Below are 17,652 nucleotides of genomic sequence, written 5' to 3' on the forward strand. Positions count from 1 at the left end.
TTTGAACGCCCGCCGCCCGGTTATAATACACTGTATAAATAAGATTATTTCCGGCGGGATCGGGAGAAAATAATATAAGCATTAAATTAGCATGAACGAATGGGAGATGCTATACTAAAAATCATCATTTGACAATTGGAGGAATAACAAAATGGCTATCGTAAAAGCAACTGATCAATCGTTCTCAGCTGAAACAAGTGAAGGTGTCGTATTGGCTGATTTCTGGGCTCCTTGGTGCGGACCTTGTAAAATGATCGCGCCCGTTCTTGAAGAGCTTGATCAAGAAATGGGAGACAAACTGAAAATCGTCAAAATCGACGTGGATGAAAACCAAGAAACTGCCGGTAAATACGGCGTCATGAGCATCCCGACACTTCTCGTGTTAAAAGACGGAGAAGTCGTTGAAACATCTGTCGGTTTCAAACCGAAAGAAGCTCTTGAAGAGCTTGTAAACAAACATCTGTAAGCCGAAAGCTTCCGTTACGGCAGGGCGATTCCTTTGAAAGGGAATCGCCTTTTTTGATCTTCCAAAAGCTGAAAATGGAGAAAAACAAATGTTCGTGATACACTGAATGGACACGAGAAATGAATGTAAGGAAGGGTAACGTATGAATAAACAACTGAAAGAAAAGCTGGCCCTCCTTCCCGATCAGCCGGGCTGTTATTTAATGAAAGACCGTCAAAAAACAGTCATCTACGTGGGGAAAGCGAAAGTCTTGAAAAACAGGGTGCGATCTTATTTCACCGGTTCTCACGACGCAAAAACCCAACGGCTTGTGACGGAGATTGAGGACTTTGAATATATCGTGACTTCCTCCAATCTTGAAGCGCTTATTTTGGAAATGAATCTGATTAAAAAATACGATCCGAAATACAATGTCATGCTGAAAGATGATAAAACCTATCCCTTTATTAAAATCACCCATGAACGCCATCCGCGGCTGATTGTCACCCGGAATGTCAAAAAAGACAAAGGACGCTATTTCGGCCCGTATCCGAATGTGCAGGCGGCGCGGGAAACGAAAAAACTGTTGGACCGCCTTTACCCGCTCAGGAAATGCTCAAAGCTTCCGGACCGCGTCTGTCTTTATTATCATCTCGGACAATGCCTCGCCCCATGTGTAAAGGATATATCTGAGGAGACAAACCGCGAGATTGTTGAAGACATCACCCGTTTTTTAAAGGGAGGGCATAACGAAATCAAAAAAGAGCTCGAAGCGAAAATGGCAGAAGCGGCGGAAAAGCTTGAATTTGAACGGGCTAAAGAATTCCGCGACCAGCTTGTTCACATCGAATCGACGATGGAGAAGCAAAAAATGACCATGAATGACCTTCTGGACCGCGATGTGTTTGCATATGCCTACGATAAAGGCTGGATGTGCGTCCAAGTCTTTTTCATTCGCCAAGGAAAACTGATCGAACGCGACGTCAGCATGTTTCCGATGTATCAGGAAGCGGATGAAGAATTCCTGACCTTCATCGGCCAGTTCTATTCCAAAAACAATCACTTTCTGCCTAAGGAAATTCTGGTGCCTGACAGCGTTGACAGGGACATGATCAGCGAGCTGTTGGAAACCGCCGTGCATCAGCCGAAAAAAGGCCCGAAAAAAGAGCTGCTTTTGCTTGCGCACAAAAATGCGAAAATTGCTCTGCGGGAAAAATTCTCGTTAATCGAGCGGGATGAGGAACGGTCGATCGGTGCAGCCGAACGGCTCGGCGAAGCGCTGAATATTTACACGCCGCATCGGATTGAAGCGTTTGACAACTCCAATATTCAAGGCACAAACCCCGTATCGGCCATGATTGTCTTTATTGACGGAAAACCGAATAAAAAGGAATACCGCAAATATAAAATTAAAACCGTAACAGGGCCGGATGATTACGGCTCAATGAGGGAAGTCGTCAGAAGAAGGTACACGAGGGTGCTCCGCGAAAATCTTCCGCTGCCGGATTTAATCATCATTGACGGCGGAAAAGGGCAGATTAACGCGGCGCGCGACGTGCTCGAGAATGAGCTCGGCCTTGATGTCCCGGTAGCGGGATTGGCGAAAGATGATAAACACCGAACATCGAACCTTTTGATCGGCGACCCGCTTGAACCGGTGTTTCTGGAGCGGAACAGCCAAGAGTTTTACCTGCTTCAGCGTATTCAGGACGAAGTTCACCGTTTTGCGATCAGCTTTCACAGACAGATCCGGGGAAAAAGCGTCTTTCAATCCGTTCTGGATGATATCCCCGGAATCGGCGAAAAACGCAAAAAAATGCTCTTAAAACATTTCGGATCTGTCAAAAAGATGAAGGAAGCAAGCCTTGACGATATCAAAAAAGCCGGTGTGCCGGCCGCGGCGGCCCAGCTGCTGTTTGAAAAATTGAAAAAATAGTATTGTGCTTTTCTGAAAAATCTGCTAGAATGTGAACTAATTTCATAAGATCGTGTTATATGGTGAAGATAGAGGTGCGAACTTCAATAGTAAGCCTTTGGAGAATGATGGATTCTGCGAAAAAGGCTGAAAGGGGAGCGTCGCCGAAGTGTATCACATCCCATCGGTGTGATTCGCTGGCCTTGCATTAAATAAATGTAAGGCTGTCAAGAATTCATTTTCTTGGAGGGCTATCTCGTTGTTCATAATCAATCGTAATGATATGAAAAAGCAATGAGAGCTATTCCTCTCATTGCTTTTTTTATTGTGGACAAAACGCTCTTTTCTCCTCACCCGCACGAACCAAAATGTAAAGGGTGGTCTAGTATGGGTCTTATCGTACAAAAATTCGGAGGCACTTCCGTCGGCTCTGCCGAAAAAATTCAAAATGCTGCAAATCGCGCCATTGCTGAAAAGCAAAAAGGCCATGATATCGTAGTCGTCGTTTCGGCAATGGGAAAATCAACCGACGCGCTCGTTAACCTCGCGGCTGAAATCACATCTGAACCAAGCAGACGCGAGATGGATATGCTTTTGTCAACGGGAGAGCAGGTCACGATTTCCCTTTTGGCCATGGCGCTTCAGGAAAAAGGATATGGCGCCGTCTCTTATACGGGCTGGCAGGCGGGTGTCCGCACGGAAGCCGTTCACGGTAATGCGAGAATTACGGATATTGATATTACGGCGATTCGTTCGCAGCTTGCAGAAGGCAAAATCACAGTCGTTGCCGGTTTTCAGGGTGTAACGGAAGACGGCGGCATCACGACGCTCGGACGGGGCGGTTCCGATACGACGGCGGTCGCTCTTGCAGCAGCGCTGGAAGCGGATAAATGCGACATTTATACAGATGTTCCGGGCGTATTTACGACAGATCCGCGGTATGTCCGGTCAGCGAGAAAACTGGCGGGAATTTCTTATGATGAAATGCTGGAGCTTGCAAATCTAGGAGCGGGTGTTCTTCACCCGCGGGCGGTTGAGTTCGCGAAAAACTACCAAGTGCCTTTGGAAGTGCGGTCAAGCACAGAGCATGAAGCGGGAACATTAATTGAGGAGGAATCATCAATGGAGCAGAATTTAATCGTCAGAGGAATTGCATTTGAAGACCAGATCACAAGGGTGTCCGTTACGGGTCTTGCAAGCGGACTGACAACACTTTCAACAATCTTCACCGCGCTGGCAAAACGAAACATCAACGTTGACATTATTATTCAGACACAGTCGGACGATGGGGAAGCGGATATTTCTTTCTCAGTGAAAACGGAAGATGCCGCGCAAACGGTCGCCGTGCTTGAAGAATATAAAAACGCGCTTGACTATGAAAAAATTGAAACCGAAAGAAAACTGGCGAAAGTCTCTATTGTCGGGTCGGGCATGGTTTCAAATCCCGGCGTCGCCGCGGACATGTTTGCCGTACTGGCGGAAAAAAATGTACAAGTCAAAATGGTGAGCACATCTGAAATAAAAGTATCAGCGGTTGTCAGCGAAAATGATATGGTGAAAGCGGTCGAAGCGCTTCATGATGCGTTTGAGCTTTCTAAACAGCCGTCTGCCGTATAAACGGGCAGGCAAAAAGGCGGGACTTGGAGTCACCGCCTTTTTTCAATTATACAGGGTCCTTCATATCCCATTTTACGGTCAGGACGACTTTATCCGCTCTCTTTTTTACCTGTTCATAAGATTCTGCAATCTGATCGTTCATCAATTGAATCTGTTCGGCTATAAAACCGGCTTCAAGCTGAAAACAAGGCTCTTTCTGATGTTTGAGCCTGCTGGATACGAGCGGTCCTTCCAGTTCAAATTCCAGTTCTTGTTTTTTTGATCCTGCGTTTGTCAAAGTTCCCCAGCCGGCTTTTTCAAAAAAGGCGGGGATTTCTTCCCACGATTGAAGAGGAAATTTGCGGGCGAGGCGTTTTCCCGCCCAATACATCATCGATGAATGTTCCGGGCCGAGGATATCCGGAAGCACGATTTCCCGGATTAATTCGTAGCCGTATGCGCTGACGTCGAGTTCAGTTAAAGGTTCTAAAGCTGCTTCATAATTATTCTTCATATTATGTATTCCCCTCTCTCCTTCGTTTATTATAGCTTAAACAGGGGGGAGGATTACAGGATGATCCTATAAAACAAGCGAAAAAATGTGAGAAAGATATCGCAGGAAAATAAAATTTTCCCTCCAGATAATCAATTCCGAAAATTATAATTTATGTACACGTTTTCTTGACGCCCTTTTGAGGGAGGAGTAAAATGAAATTGTCAATAAATTTTAATAAAGTGCTTACAATTGAAACGAAGTGGGGGCAGAGATTTTAGTACATTTCGCACTTAAATCAAACAGGGGGTAAAGTAATGTCTGGGAACAGAGAGTTTTATTTTCGAAGATTGCATTCCTTGCTCGGTGTTATTCCGGTCGGCATCTTTTTGATCCAGCATTTAGTCGTCAACCAATTTGCCGCAAGGGGAGCGGATGCGTTTAACAAGGCGGCCGGCTTTATGGACAGTCTGCCGTTCAGGTATGCGTTAGAAATTTTTATTATTTTCTTACCTTTAATTTATCATGCGGTTTACGGTGTGTACATAGCATTTACTGCGAAAAACAACGCTGGCCACTACAGTTATTTCAGAAACTGGATGTTTGTGCTTCAGCGTGTCACTGGTATTCTCACCCTTATTTTCGTCAGCTGGCATGTGTGGCAGACGCGGATTGCCGCGCAGATGGGCGCTGAAGTCAACTTCGATATGATGGCGAATATTCTGAGCTCGCCGTTTATGCTCGGCTTTTACATTGTAGGCGTTTTATCGGTCATTTTTCACTTTTCAAACGGCTTATGGTCTTTTGCGGTCACATGGGGGATCACGGTCACGCCGCGTTCTCAAAGAATTTCGACTTACGTGACGCTGATTATATTTTTAGCGCTTTCATACGTAGGTTTAAAAGCGATTTTTGCGTTTGTGTAAGAGAACTAGATTACTAGAGGGAGAGGGGCTATCATGAGTCAATCAAGCATTATCGTAGTCGGCGGGGGTCTTGCCGGCCTCATGGCGACAATTAAAGCAGCGGAATCAGGCACGGCCGTTAAATTGTTTTCCATCGTTCCGGTCAAACGCTCTCACTCGGTCTGCGCGCAGGGCGGGATAAACGGAGCTGTCAACACAAAAGGGGAAGGAGACTCTCCGTTTGAGCATTTTGATGACACGGTATACGGAGGCGACTTTTTGGCAAACCAGCCTCCTGTAAAAGCGATGTGTGAAGCGGCGCCGTCCATTATCCACTTATTGGACCGCATGGGGGTTATGTTTAACAGAACGCCGGAAGGGCTTTTGGACTTCCGCCGTTTCGGGGGTACACAGCATCACAGAACCGCATACGCGGGAGCGACGACGGGTCAGCAGCTTCTTTACGCACTGGACGAGCAGGTGCGCAGATATGAAGTGGCGGGTCTCGTCACAAAATACGAAGGCTGGGAATTCCTCGGCGCCGTTCTTGACGATGAGCGCACGTGCCGCGGTATCGTAGCCCAAAATCTGACCAATATGCAAATCGAGTCATTCCGTTCTGACGCCGTTATTATGGCGACGGGAGGACCCGGAATCGTATTCGGAAAATCAACAAACAGCATGATCAACACGGGATCTGCCGCATCAATCGTTTATCAGCAGGGCGCTTATTATGCAAACGGCGAATTTATCCAAATTCACCCGACAGCAATCCCGGGGGACGATAAACTGCGTCTGATGAGTGAATCGGCACGCGGCGAGGGCGGAAGAGTCTGGACGTACAAAGACGGAAAACCTTGGTACTTCCTTGAGGAAAAATATCCGGCTTACGGAAACCTCGTGCCGCGGGATATTGCGACACGTGAAATCTTTGACGTGTGTGTGAATCAGAAACTCGGCATCAACGGAGAAAACATGGTGTATCTCGATCTGTCGCACAAAGATCCGAAAGAGCTTGACGTTAAGCTTGGCGGCATTATCGAAATCTATGAAAAATTCATGGGCGATGACCCGCGCAAGCTTCCGATGAAAATTTTCCCTGCCGTTCACTATTCAATGGGCGGACTGTGGGTTGATTATGATCAGATGACAAGCATCCGCGGACTGTTCGCAGCGGGTGAATGTGATTATTCAATGCACGGAGGAAACCGTTTAGGGGCGAACTCTCTGCTTTCCGCCATCTACGGAGGAATGGTGGCCGGACCGAATGCGGTGAAATATGTTTCCGGACTTGAAACATCAGCGGAAGACCTGTCTTCTTCATTATTTGATTCCTATGTGAAAAAAGAAGAAGAAAAATGGGCCGATATTATGAAGATGGACGGCGACGAAAATGCCTACGTGCTTCACCGTGAGCTCGGAGAGTGGATGACGGCCAACGTCACGGTGGTCCGCCACAACGACAAGCTTTTGAAAACGGATGACAAGATCCAAGAGCTGATGGAACGCTTTAAGAAAATCAATATCAACGATACGACAAAATGGAGCAACCAAGGGGCGATGTTCACCCGCCAGTTCTCCAATATGCTTCAGCTTGCCAGAGTCATCACGCTCGGCGCATATAACCGAAATGAAAGCCGGGGAGCGCACTATAAACCGGATTTCCCTGAAAGAAATGACGATGAGTGGCTCAAAACGACGATGGCTAAACATGCCGGTCCGTTTGAAGCTCCGGAATTTGAATATCAGGATGTCGATGTATCACTGATTGCGCCCCGTAAACGCGACTACTCGAAGAAGAAGGTGGCGAAATAATCATGAGTGAGAAAAAGATACGGTTTATCATTACACGTCAGGATACGCCCGAAAGCGCGCCATACGATGAAGAATTCGAAATCAATTACCGCCCGAATCTGAACGTGATTTCTGCCCTGATGGAAATCCGCAGAAATCCCGTGAATGCAAAAGGAGAGAAAACCACTCCGGTCGCATGGGACATGAACTGTCTTGAAGAAGTATGCGGCGCCTGCTCCATGGTCATCAACGGGAGACCGCGCCAGTCATGTACGGCGCTGATTGATAAGCTGGAACAGCCGATCCGTCTGAAGCCGATGAAAACATTCCCGGTTGTCCGTGACCTTCAGGTTGACCGCAGCAGAATGTTTGATTCACTGAAAAAAGTGAAAGCATGGGTGCCGATTGACGGAACTTACGATTTGGGGCCGGGGCCGAGAATGCCGGAAAAACGCCGCCAGTGGGCATATGAATTGTCTAAATGCATGACATGCGGCGTCTGCCTCGAAGCCTGCCCGAACGTCAACAGCAAGTCGAAATTCATGGGGCCTGCCCCGATGTCGCAAGTGCGTCTGTTTAACGCCCATCCGACGGGCGCGATGAACAAAGCAGAACGTTTAGAAGCGTTAATGACAGACGGCGGCCTTGGAGATTGCGGGAATTCACAAAACTGTGTGCAATCCTGCCCGAAAGGCATTCCGCTTACGACTTCAATCGCCGCTTTGAACAGAGATACCAATTTACAAGCATTCCGTAATTTCTTCGGAAGCGACAGAGTATAAGAAAGAGAAAAAGAGCCTCTTCCGTACGGGAGAGGTTTTTTTATAAGGAGCTGAAGATGATGAAACAACCGCAATATATTGATATTCCGTTTGAAGAATGGAGACAGTCGTTTTCTTTCTTTACTGAAGTATCGGTTCGTTTTTCAGAAACGGATATGTTCGGCCATATGAATAATGTAACCCCTTTCATCTATTTTGAAGAAGCACGGATCGCTTATTTTAAACAGCGGGGCATAACGGCGCAAAACTCGGAAACGATGACGGTCGTCGCAAGCCAGCAGTGCGACTATATGCGTCAGGTGATGCCGTATGAAAATCTGCGGATTTATGTGAAAGCAAGCGCTGCCGGAAATGCGTCCGTCACCCTTCATTACCTTGGAGAAAATGAGTCGGGCCTGCCGTGCTTTACAGGTTCCGTCGTTATGGTTCAAGTGTCGAAGAAAAGCGGCAAAGCGGTCAGCTGGACGGAGCGGGAGAAAGGCATTCTGCTCGCCTGAACGGATAACTATTTCTCTAAGAGACGTCACCTCCGAAGCGCCCTTTACATATGATATCTTGACTATATAAACCCATTCGTTTCAGATTCGCTCTCACCTTAGCAAGGAGGGTTACAATACTTGAAGGAGAAAGATTTTCAATCAAAGCCGCTGCTGACCAAAAGAGAAAGAGAAGTATTCGAATTGCTCGTTCAAGACAAGACAACAAAGGAAATTGCAAGCGAGCTATTTATCAGTGAAAAAACTGTACGGAATCACATTTCAAATGCCATGCAGAAGTTAGGTGTGAAAGGGCGTTCGCAAGCTGTTGTCGAGCTTCTTAGAATGGGTGAGCTAGAGCTCTGATTCTTGCCGGTTTTCCTTCTTTTCGAGAAGGAGCCGGTTATTTGCGTTGGCGCCCGGGCTGATGGGCATGCGGTGAAAATCCCGGTTTTTCCTTTTTCTCCGTCAGTCTTGCATTTTCTTAAAAAAAGAAGGAAAATAGACACGGAGCGCATAGCCCAGAAAGATCCTTGAGTGAGGGATGGACAAATGACATCAAAATCTGTAGAGCATGTTGCGGATATCGAAAAATCACTCCGCCATATCGCTGCGATCATTAAACAAAAAGGAAGAGAAATCCTTAACCAATATGCAATTACACCGCCGCAATTCGTGGGGCTTCAATGGCTTTATGAATTGGGGGATATGACAATAGGCGAATTATCAGCCAAAATGTATTTGGCTTGCAGCACGACGACGGATCTGATAGACCGCATGGAAAAAAATAAGCTTGTCGAGCGGGTCAAAGACCCGGCTGACAGACGGGTCGTCAGAATTCATCTTCTCGCTGAAGGAGAGCGCATTATCCAAGAAGTGATTTTGAAAAGACAGGCTTATTTGCGGGATATGTTTGCGACATTTTCCGAAGAAGAAACAGCCGCTTTCGAAAAATCATTATTGAAACTGCAGCATGAAATGAAAAGAAAATGAGGCGATTTTGTTGGAACAGCCGATAGGAGTCATTGATTCCGGGGTTGGCGGGTTAACCGTTGCTAAGGAAATCATGAGACAGCTACCGAAGGAAAATATCATCTATGTGGGAGATACAAAACGCTGCCCGTACGGCCCGCGTCCTGAAGAAGAAGTTCTTCAATACACGTGGGAAATGACCGATTACCTGCTGGAAAACCACCATATCAAAATGCTCGTGATCGCCTGCAATACGGCCACGGCCATTGCCTTGGAGGATATTCAGCGCAAAACGGATATTCCGGTTGTCGGCGTCATTCAGCCGGGTGCGAGAACGGCGATAAAGGTCACGAAAAACCAGCATATCGGCGTCATCGGCACGGTCAATACCATTAAAAGCAGAGCGTATGAGCAGGCGCTGCTCGGGTTAAACGCAGAACTTCAAGTTGAGAACACGGCTTGTCCGCTGCTCGTGCCGTTTGTGGAAAGCGGACGGTTTCTTCAGGAATCAGCGGAGGAAGCGGTTGAAGCATCGCTTGAGCCTTTAAAAGGTACATCAATTGACACCTTGATTTTAGGATGTACGCATTATCCGATTTTAAAAGATCCGATTCAGAACTATATGGGGGAGCATGTGAAAATCATTTCCTCCGGAGACGAGACGGCGAGAGAAGTGAGCACCATCTTGTCTTATAAAGGTTTGTTAAACCAATCGAAACATGCACCGGAGCATCAATTTCTTACAACGGGAGAGCGGAACGGCTTCGCAAAAATTGCCGAAGACTGGTTCGGCCACGAAATCGGCCATGTCGAGTGCATCTCCCTTCAAGAGCCGGTCAGAAAATAAATCAAAAAACCCGCTTGTTACGGCGGGTTTTTTTGCGCTTCCCGGTCTATTTCCCGGACAGGGCTCGTATACATCATAGTACAAACAGCCTTAGGAGGGAAAAGTATGCTGAAAAAAGGACCTGCAGTCATTGCTGCAACATGTCTTACTTCGGCTTTTGTGTTATCTGGATGCGGTTTGTTTCAATCCGATAAAACAGCCGGGGAAATTGACCCGCCTCAAGACATTTCATATGTAAAGGATGAAGCCGGAATTCAGGCAAAACCAAAGCAGTCAGAGAAAAACGGCACTTCTAAAGCCGACCAGCCGGCCAATACAGTCATGCGAGAGCTGTATCTGATTGATAAAAACGGCTATGTCGCAGCACAGACACTGCCTCTTCCGAACAGTGAGGGAACCGCAAAGCAGGCCCTTGAGTATTTGGTTCAGGGAGGGCCTGTGTCAGAAATCCTGCCGAACGGCTTCAGAGCGGTGCTCCCTGCGGATACGACGGTAAATGTTGATATTAAAAAAGACGGCACTGCCGTCGCTGATTTTTCGAAGGAATTTAAAAACTATAAAAAAGAAGACGAACAAAAAATCCTGCAATCGATTACATGGACGCTTACCCAATTCAGCTCAATAGATAAAGTCAAAATCAGAATCAACGGGCACGAGCTGAAAGAAATGCCTGTGGGCGGCACGCCGATTACGGGCGACTTAAGCAGAAAAGACGGGATTAATATTGAAACGGCCGGAGTGAATGATCTGACAGACACCCATCCGCTGACTGTATATTATCTGGCGGAAACAGAGACAAGCGAATACTACGTGCCTGTCACAAAGCGGATTGACAATTCGGAAACAAATGACATCACCGCTGCCGTTGAACAGCTCGCTGACGGACCGGGCAAAGCAAGCGGGCTTTTGACGGACTTTAATAACGATGTTAAGCTTCTCAGCAAGCCGAAAGTGAAAGACGGCCAGGTTACACTGGACTTTAACAGCTCTATTTACGGAAGCGCCGACGAAAAAACAAAAATGGTATCATCGGGCGTACTGGACAGCATCGTTCTCACGTTAACCGAACAGCCGTCGATCAAAAGTGTTTCTATAAAAGTAAATGGAAAATCAGAACTGGTGAATGAAAAAGGAGAATCCCTTTCAAAACCTGTTTCGAGGCCGTCACAAGTGAATACGGGTAGTTTTTAATTTGCGATTTTTGATATACTAGTAAAAAAGAGGTTAGCGTTCCGGCTGCCTCTTTCTTTATTCACAATCCGGAACAAAAGGTTTATGTACATATAATCGGAGGTAAAATATGAGACACGACGGAAGACAGCACGATGAGCTGCGCCCTATCACATTTGATTTGGATTTTATCACTCACCCGGAAGGCTCTGTTTTAATTACAGCGGGAAATACGAAGGTCATCTGTAATGCATCTGTGGAAGACCGGGTGCCGCCATTTTTACGCGGCGGAGGAAAAGGCTGGATCACAGCGGAATACAGCATGCTTCCCCGCGCGACGAATCAAAGAACGATAAGAGAATCTTCAAAAGGAAAGGTCTCCGGCAGAACGATGGAAATTCAGCGACTGATCGGGCGCGCGCTCCGGGCCGTCGTTGATTTGGAGAAGCTCGGCGAACGCACGATTTGGATCGACTGTGACGTCATTCAAGCTGACGGCGGAACAAGAACGGCTTCCATTACGGGCGCCTTCTTGGCAATGGCCATTGCGATCGGCAAACTCGTAAAAAGCGGCGTTATCAAAACCTCTCCTGTGACAGATTATCTCGCGGCCATTTCTGTCGGGATGGATAAAGAAGAAGGCCTTCTTTTGGATCTGAATTATGAAGAGGATTCGGCGGCTGAAGTCGACATGAATATTATCATGACGGGAAGCGGACGTTTTGTAGAGCTTCAAGGGACGGGCGAAGAAGCCACATTCTCCCGTGAAGATTTAAACGGACTGTTAAGCCTTGCCGAAAAAGGAATCCAGACGCTTATTCAAAAGCAAAAAGAAGTGCTGGGAGAAACATTGCCTGAACTGAAATAAGAAAGAGAGGCCTGATCACCGTGAAAGAAGCCATTATTGCGACACACAATCAGGGAAAAGTGAAAGAATTCAAGGAAATACTCGAACCGAAAGGCTACAGCGTCTCTTCTTTGGCGGAAATCGGATTTACGGAAGAAATTGAGGAAACCGGACATACCTTTGAAGAAAACGCCATCTTAAAAGCGGAAGCCGTGGCAAAAGCCGTAAACAAAATGGTCATTGCAGACGACTCCGGTTTATCGGTGGACAACCTTGGAGGCAGACCGGGCGTTTATTCAGCCCGTTATGCCGGAGAAGCAAAAGATGATAAGGCGAATATGGACAAGGTGCTGTCAGAATTAAAAGGCATCGAAAAAGAGCAGCGCACGGCCCGTTTCCGCTGCGCCCTTGCCGTCAGCATGCCGGGGCAGGAAACAAAAACGGTCGAAGGTCATGTTGAAGGGTATATTGCGGAAGGACCCGAGGGGGATAACGGGTTCGGCTATGATCCCATTTTTATTGTAAAAGATAAAGATAAAACCATGGCCCAGCTGACAAGCGCTGAGAAAAACAAAATCAGCCACAGGGCTGAGGCGCTCAAGAAACTGTCAAAGCTGCTTGATTCATAAGGGGGAGCGTATGCAATGAAAGTGCTGATAATAAGTGACAGTCACGGCCTTGAAGATGAGCTGGAGACGATTGCAAAGCGGCACGAAGACGAAGCGGATCTGATGATTCATTGCGGTGATTCAGAGCTTGACGCCGCACATCCGGCGCTTACGCCGTATCACACGGTAAAAGGCAATTGCGACTTTGGCGGCGGGTTTCAGGATGAACTCCTTCTGGACGCCGGTTCAAAGAAAATTCTGGCCGTTCACGGGCATCTTCACGGCATTAAACAGTCACTTTTAACTGTTTTTTACCGGGCGGAAGAGCTTGGGGCGGATATCGTCTGCTTCGGCCATTCACATATTGCTGGGAGTGAAGAGCTTCGGGGCAAGCTTTTGATTAATCCGGGCAGCATCCGTCTTCCGAGAGTCCGCAATGTGAAAAGCTATGCCATTCTTACTCTTACAGAAAGAGAAGGCGCCGTGACATTTTACGACGAAACGGGTCGGGAATTGAAGGACTTGGGGCATACAATCAGTTTTTAACAAGTGATGGGGGAGATTTCATTCTTCCCCATCAAAAGTTTTTAAAAAAATATTGACTTATGATTTGAACCTGTATATAATAAATCTTGTCGCTGATACATAAAGCAAAAGCTGTCCCAGTAGCTCAGCTGGATAGAGCAACGGCCTTCTAAGCCGTCGGTCGGGAGTTCGAATCTCTCCTGGGACGTACAAAAAAAGAGCTGGTGACATCAGATTGAAAACTGATGCCGCTGGCCTTTTTTATCGGATGACTATATTGTCAATTCGCTGATATCATGGTAAAATGATCAGCAGAACAATTTGATTTTCATGTCCCAGTAGCTCAGCCGGATAGAGCAACGGCCTTCTAAGCCGTCGGTCGGGAGTTCGAATCTCTCCTGGGACGTATAAAAAACCTCAAGCCCTGACAATGGGTTTGAGGTTTTTTTGTATTTTATTTTTAATTTTACGAAACAAAAGTTCCGTATTTGATGAAAATTGTAAAGTAATTTTAATATAAATGAAACTTAATGTAATATTTACCGTAATAAATATATGTATAAAGATACTTAAGGCGCCCTTGAGTGATAAATTATCTAATTTCTATCATGCGTTTTGTCAATAATTGATAGAAAGACAGCAGGAGGAATTAGCTTTTGAAGTACGCATTTGCATATAAAAATCACAATATAGAAACGATCTTTTGCGGAAAAGACGAGCTGTTTGAGGAACTGAAGCAATTTTTAATCACTCAATGCGGTTTAATCATTGTTGAGGTTTCAAGGGCTGATTACTATACGGAGCAGGAAATGAATCAATGGAATGACCGTTATACTCTGTGAATAAGAAAAGAAACCGGCCGTGTGAGACCGGTTTTTGTATCATCTGAATCCGCTCGGAGCGCTGAAGCCCCCGGCATGGCCGCTGAAACCGCCCCCGAGCGCGCCGGGATGTGCCCCGGCGCCGAGGCTTCCGCCGACGTCACTGAAGGATTGGCCGTAGTACCCGGATGTATAAGGGTATGGGACGAATTGCTGTCCGGCGAATGACAGCGTGCTTTGCGGGGTCTGCTGTCCGTATCCGGATGACGGGAATCCCTGCTGAAAAGAAGGGTCACCTTGATATGGTGCTGTATGCATCGGGGCCGGAGGATAATAAGACTGCGGCGGTAAGACCGGTAAAGGCGGAAATCCGGGAGGCAGGCCCTGCATGCCTGATAACATCTTATTCATGACATCACTCATTTCTTACGAGATAAGAACAGTGTATGCGTATGTCTGTATAAAGAGCCTGTTCAATCGAACGGAATATCTGACAAGCATGCCGGAAGGACAGAGAAAAATCGTGTAATAAAATGTGACATATTCGTATATGAACGGAAAAATTTCATGTAATCTTGAGAGATTAATAAAAAAATGATAAAAACTTTTAATATTTACAGATCCCTTTGTACCAGTAATGAAAGCGTATACAAAGTAGATTGATTAATCTAAATTGTCTAATAATTATAAAAATGCTGTTGACACTGTCTGCAAACGGGCGTAATATGAGTTCAAACAAAAATAAATAAATGATTCACGCTAAAAAGAAAAATCATAAAACACTGAAAAAACAAACAAATGAAGGTTCTTTTTTAATAAAAGAGCTGCCATAATAAAAAGCGCAGAAGAGGATAAGTAGCTTTGCTGAAGTTTTTCACAGAGAGCCGGTAACGCTGAGAGCCGGTAAAACAAATCAAAGTGAACTCCCCTCAGAGTGCCGGTCTGAAATGTAAAGAGTAGGACTCGGCCGAGTGAACGCAATGTTTACTCGTTATCAAAACGGATAATCATTATCCATGAGACGGTCTGCATATGACCGTAAACAAGGGTGGTACCGCGGAGAGCAAAGCCTTTTCGCCCCTTTTGGCTATCGCATGAAATGCTTGGCTGAATGTGGGTGGGAAGGCTTTTTTATTTGCGTCAGCCGGCGCTGCGTTTTATGAATTGGATTTTAGAAGGGAACATTGAAAAGGAGGAACTGAAAATGGGCACAAATGTACAGGCGGATTCTTTGTCTGCCGATTGTACAAAAACAATGAACGGGGCTCTGATGCTGATTGAATCATTAAAGAAAGAAAATGTCGAGATGATCTTCGGCTATCCGGGGGGAGCCGTCCTTCCGATTTACGATAAACTGTATCAATCAGGGCTGGTCCACATCCTGCCCCGCCACGAGCAAGGCGCGATTCACGCGGCAGAAGGGTATGCGCGAATCTCCGGAAAGCCGGGGGTTGTGATTGCAACCTCAGGACCCGGCGCGACAAATTTAGTTACCGGTCTTGCGGATGCGATGATTGATTCACTGCCGCTCGTAGTATTTACCGGGCAGGTGGCCACTTCGGTCATCGGCAGCGACGCTTTCCAGGAAGCCGACATTTTAGGAATTACGATGCCGATTACGAAACACAGCTACCAAGTCCGCCGTCCGGAAGATCTCCCCCGTGTGATTAAAGAGGCTTTCCATATCGCCACGACGGGAAGACCGGGCCCGGTATTAATTGATATACCGAAGGATGTCGCAGCATTTGAAGGAGAGTTCAGATATGATCACGAGATCAGCCTTCCGGGTTATCAGCCGGTAAAAGAGCCTAACTATCTGCAGATCCGAAAGCTCGTGGAAGCTGTCAGCAGTGCGAAAAAGCCGGTTATTTTAGCCGGAGCGGGTGTTTTGCACGGTAAAGCTTCAGAAGATTTAAAAAATTATGCCGAACAGCAGCAAATACCGGTAGCCCACACGCTTCTCGGTCTGGGCGGTTTCCCGGCAGACCATCCTCTTTTTCTGGGAATGGCGGGGATGCACGGCACATACACAGCGAATATGGCGCTTTACCACTGTGACTTGTTGATCAGCATCGGAGCGCGGTTCGATGATCGCGTGACCGGAAATCTGAAGCATTTTGCAAAATCGGCCAAAGTAGCGCATATCGATATTGATCCTGCTGAAATCGGAAAAATTATCGAAACGCAGATTCCGGTGGTCGGCGACAGTAAAATCGTCCTTCAGGAATTATTGAAGCAAAACGGAAAACAGGGACAAACAGAGGAATGGAAACAGCAGCTTTCAGAATGGCAAGAAGAATATCCGCTTTGGTATACAGACAACAGAGAAGAGGGCTTGAAACCCCAAAAGCTGATTGAGTATATTCACCAATTCACAAACGGAGAGGCGATTGTGGCGACGGATGTCGGCCAGCACCAGATGTGGGCGGCTCAGTTTTATCCTTTCCGAAAGGCTGATAAGTGGGTGACCTCGGGGGGGCTCGGCACAATGGGCTTCGGCCTTCCGGCGGCTATCGGAGCGCAGCTGGCCGATCGTAACGCCACGGTCGTTGCCATCCTCGGAGACGGCGGTTTTCAGATGACCCTTCAGGAATTAGATGTCATCCGGCAGCTGAATCTTCCTGTCAAAGTGGTTATCTTGAACAACGAATGTCTGGGCATGGTCAGACAGTGGCAGGAAATCTTCTATGAAGAACGCTACTCTGAATCCAAATTCTCGGCGCAGCCTGACTTTGTCAAATTGTCAGAAGCCTACGGCATTAAAGGCGTCCGGATTTCATCGGAAGAAGAGGCGGAAGAAGAGCTTAAAAAGGCGCTTTCATCAAAAGAACCGGCCGTTATTGACGTCCGGGTCGCCAAAAGCGAGAAAGTATTCCCGATGATTGCGCCGGGTAAAGGACTTCATGAAATGGTGGGGGTGAAACCTTGAAACGCATTATCACATTAACGGTGGTCAACCGCTCGGGAGTATTAAACCGGATCACCGGCCTGTTTACAAAAAGACACTATAATATCGAAAGCATCACTGTAGGCCACACGGAAACAAGCGGTGTTTCAAGGATTACATTTGTCGTCCATGTGGAAGGCGAAAATGACGTAGAGCAGCTGACAAAGCAGCTTAACAAACAAATTGACGTCCTGAAAGTGACGGATATTACAAACCAATCAATTGTACAGCGTGAGCTGGCATTAATCAAAGTTGTTTCCGCACCGTCGGCCAGAACGGAAATCAATGGAATCATTGAGCCGTTCAGAGCTTCCGTCGTTGATGTCTCAAGAGACAGCATCGTCGTTCAGGTTACCGGCGAATCTAATAAAATCGAAGCGCTCATAGAGCTTCTCAAACCTTACGGAATTAAAGAAATCGCGAGAACGGGCACAACGGCTTTTGCGAGGGGAACCCAGCAGAAGGCGTCATCCAATAAAACAATTTCAATTGTATAACACAAAAAAGGG

The 17,652-nt window shown here is 46.7% G+C and carries 19 protein-coding genes, 2 tRNA genes, 1 riboswitch and 1 other annotated feature; of the genes, 19 read left to right on the forward strand and 2 right to left on the reverse strand.

All coding sequences use genetic code 11. The features are described from left to right. Positions 1 to 151: 151 nt before the first annotated feature. The 3 genes from trxA (at position 152) to CXL14_RS09990 (ending at position 3,977) form a co-directional block, all read left to right on the forward strand. The gene (gene trxA / locus CXL14_RS09975; protein ID WP_003152560.1) at positions 152 to 466 is read left to right on the forward strand and encodes a thioredoxin; all 315 of its coding nucleotides are present in this window, start codon (positions 152 to 154) and stop codon (positions 464 to 466) included. Between the two features lie 142 nt (positions 467 to 608). Continuing rightward, positions 609 to 2,381 (forward strand): excinuclease ABC subunit UvrC, encoded by a 1,773-nt coding sequence (gene uvrC / locus CXL14_RS09980; protein WP_017418307.1) that lies wholly within the window; start codon positions 609 to 611, stop codon positions 2,379 to 2,381. A gap of 61 nt (positions 2,382 to 2,442) precedes the next feature. Then, positions 2,443 to 2,622: riboswitch (Lysine riboswitch) on the forward strand. Between the two features lie 125 nt (positions 2,623 to 2,747). Next, positions 2,748 to 3,977, forward strand: coding sequence for an aspartate kinase (locus tag CXL14_RS09990; RefSeq protein ID WP_014418576.1), 1,230 nt, complete (start codon positions 2,748 to 2,750; stop codon positions 3,975 to 3,977). A gap of 46 nt (positions 3,978 to 4,023) precedes the next feature. Here CXL14_RS09990 and CXL14_RS09995 read toward each other — a convergent pair whose 3' ends face one another. Continuing rightward, positions 4,024 to 4,470 carry a YslB family protein gene (locus CXL14_RS09995; protein ID WP_007612940.1) on the reverse strand — a complete coding sequence of 149 codons (447 nt, stop codon included), beginning with the start codon at positions 4,468 to 4,470 and terminating at the stop codon, positions 4,024 to 4,026. A gap of 296 nt (positions 4,471 to 4,766) precedes the next feature. On the opposite strand from CXL14_RS09995, the gene sdhC reads away from it, so the two are divergent. From sdhC to CXL14_RS10065, 14 genes are all read left to right on the forward strand, one after another. After that, complete coding sequence (sdhC, locus tag CXL14_RS10000) at positions 4,767 to 5,375, forward strand: succinate dehydrogenase cytochrome B558 (protein ID WP_003152571.1); 609 nt, start codon at positions 4,767 to 4,769, stop codon at positions 5,373 to 5,375. Positions 5,376 to 5,408: 33 nt separating this feature from the next. Continuing rightward, a complete protein-coding gene (gene sdhA, locus CXL14_RS10005; RefSeq protein WP_003152573.1) occupies positions 5,409 to 7,169 on the forward strand; it encodes a succinate dehydrogenase flavoprotein subunit in 1,761 nt (586 codons plus the stop codon). A gap of 2 nt (positions 7,170 to 7,171) precedes the next feature. Further along, entirely contained in the window at positions 7,172 to 7,930 is a 759-nt protein-coding gene (sdhB, locus tag CXL14_RS10010) for a succinate dehydrogenase iron-sulfur subunit (protein WP_003152575.1), read from the forward strand. 59 nt (positions 7,931 to 7,989) lie between these two features. Continuing rightward, complete coding sequence (locus CXL14_RS10015; RefSeq protein WP_012118126.1) at positions 7,990 to 8,427, forward strand: acyl-CoA thioesterase; 438 nt, start codon at positions 7,990 to 7,992, stop codon at positions 8,425 to 8,427. Between the two features lie 120 nt (positions 8,428 to 8,547). Further along, entirely contained in the window at positions 8,548 to 8,772 is a 225-nt protein-coding gene (gene gerE, locus CXL14_RS10020; protein ID WP_003152579.1) for a spore germination transcription factor GerE, read from the forward strand. A gap of 186 nt (positions 8,773 to 8,958) precedes the next feature. Continuing rightward, positions 8,959 to 9,399, forward strand: a complete 441-nt coding sequence (locus CXL14_RS10025; RefSeq protein WP_014418574.1) for a MarR family winged helix-turn-helix transcriptional regulator — start codon at positions 8,959 to 8,961, stop codon at positions 9,397 to 9,399. Positions 9,400 to 9,406: 7 nt separating this feature from the next. After that, positions 9,407 to 10,225, forward strand: a complete 819-nt coding sequence (racE, locus tag CXL14_RS10030; RefSeq protein ID WP_012118125.1) for a glutamate racemase — start codon at positions 9,407 to 9,409, stop codon at positions 10,223 to 10,225. A 105-nt stretch (positions 10,226 to 10,330) separates the two neighbouring features. Beyond that, positions 10,331 to 11,416: a GerMN domain-containing protein gene (locus tag CXL14_RS10035; RefSeq protein ID WP_014418573.1), complete on the forward strand. Its 1,086-nt coding sequence runs from the start codon at positions 10,331 to 10,333 to the stop codon at positions 11,414 to 11,416. Positions 11,417 to 11,525: 109 nt separating this feature from the next. Then, complete coding sequence (gene rph / locus CXL14_RS10040) at positions 11,526 to 12,263, forward strand: ribonuclease PH (protein WP_007612934.1); 738 nt, start codon at positions 11,526 to 11,528, stop codon at positions 12,261 to 12,263. Between the two features lie 11 nt (positions 12,264 to 12,274). Beyond that, on the forward strand, positions 12,275 to 12,871 hold the full coding sequence (locus CXL14_RS10045; protein ID WP_087920775.1) for an XTP/dITP diphosphatase: 597 nt from the start codon (positions 12,275 to 12,277) through the stop codon (positions 12,869 to 12,871). A gap of 15 nt (positions 12,872 to 12,886) precedes the next feature. Next, the gene (locus CXL14_RS10050) at positions 12,887 to 13,396 is read left to right on the forward strand and encodes a YfcE family phosphodiesterase (RefSeq protein WP_095061331.1); all 510 of its coding nucleotides are present in this window, start codon (positions 12,887 to 12,889) and stop codon (positions 13,394 to 13,396) included. Between the two features lie 113 nt (positions 13,397 to 13,509). Then, positions 13,510 to 13,583, forward strand: a tRNA-Arg gene (locus CXL14_RS10055). A 124-nt stretch (positions 13,584 to 13,707) separates the two neighbouring features. Beyond that, positions 13,708 to 13,781: transfer RNA gene (locus tag CXL14_RS10060), tRNA-Arg, on the forward strand. A gap of 250 nt (positions 13,782 to 14,031) precedes the next feature. Then, positions 14,032 to 14,217, forward strand: a complete 186-nt coding sequence (locus CXL14_RS10065) for a hypothetical protein (protein WP_007408136.1) — start codon at positions 14,032 to 14,034, stop codon at positions 14,215 to 14,217. Between the two features lie 39 nt (positions 14,218 to 14,256). Here the strand turns inward: CXL14_RS10065 and CXL14_RS10070 are convergent, their stop codons facing one another. Then, entirely contained in the window at positions 14,257 to 14,607 is a 351-nt protein-coding gene (locus CXL14_RS10070) for a hypothetical protein (protein WP_029973361.1), read from the reverse strand. A gap of 422 nt (positions 14,608 to 15,029) precedes the next feature. Next, positions 15,030 to 15,281, forward strand: a binding site (T-box leader). Positions 15,282 to 15,400: 119 nt separating this feature from the next. Between CXL14_RS10070 and ilvB the strand changes: the two genes are divergently transcribed. Next, entirely contained in the window at positions 15,401 to 17,125 is a 1,725-nt protein-coding gene (ilvB, locus tag CXL14_RS10075) for an acetolactate synthase large subunit (protein WP_029973362.1), read from the forward strand. Continuing rightward, a complete protein-coding gene (gene ilvN / locus CXL14_RS10080) occupies positions 17,122 to 17,640 on the forward strand; it encodes an acetolactate synthase small subunit (protein ID WP_003152598.1) in 519 nt (172 codons plus the stop codon). Before ilvB ends, ilvN begins: the two co-directional genes overlap by 4 nt. Positions 17,641 to 17,652 lie beyond the last annotated feature (12 nt).

Source organism: Bacillus sp. SJ-10 (assembly GCF_002843505.1).
Lineage (GTDB): Bacteria > Bacillota > Bacilli > Bacillales > Bacillaceae > Bacillus > Bacillus velezensis.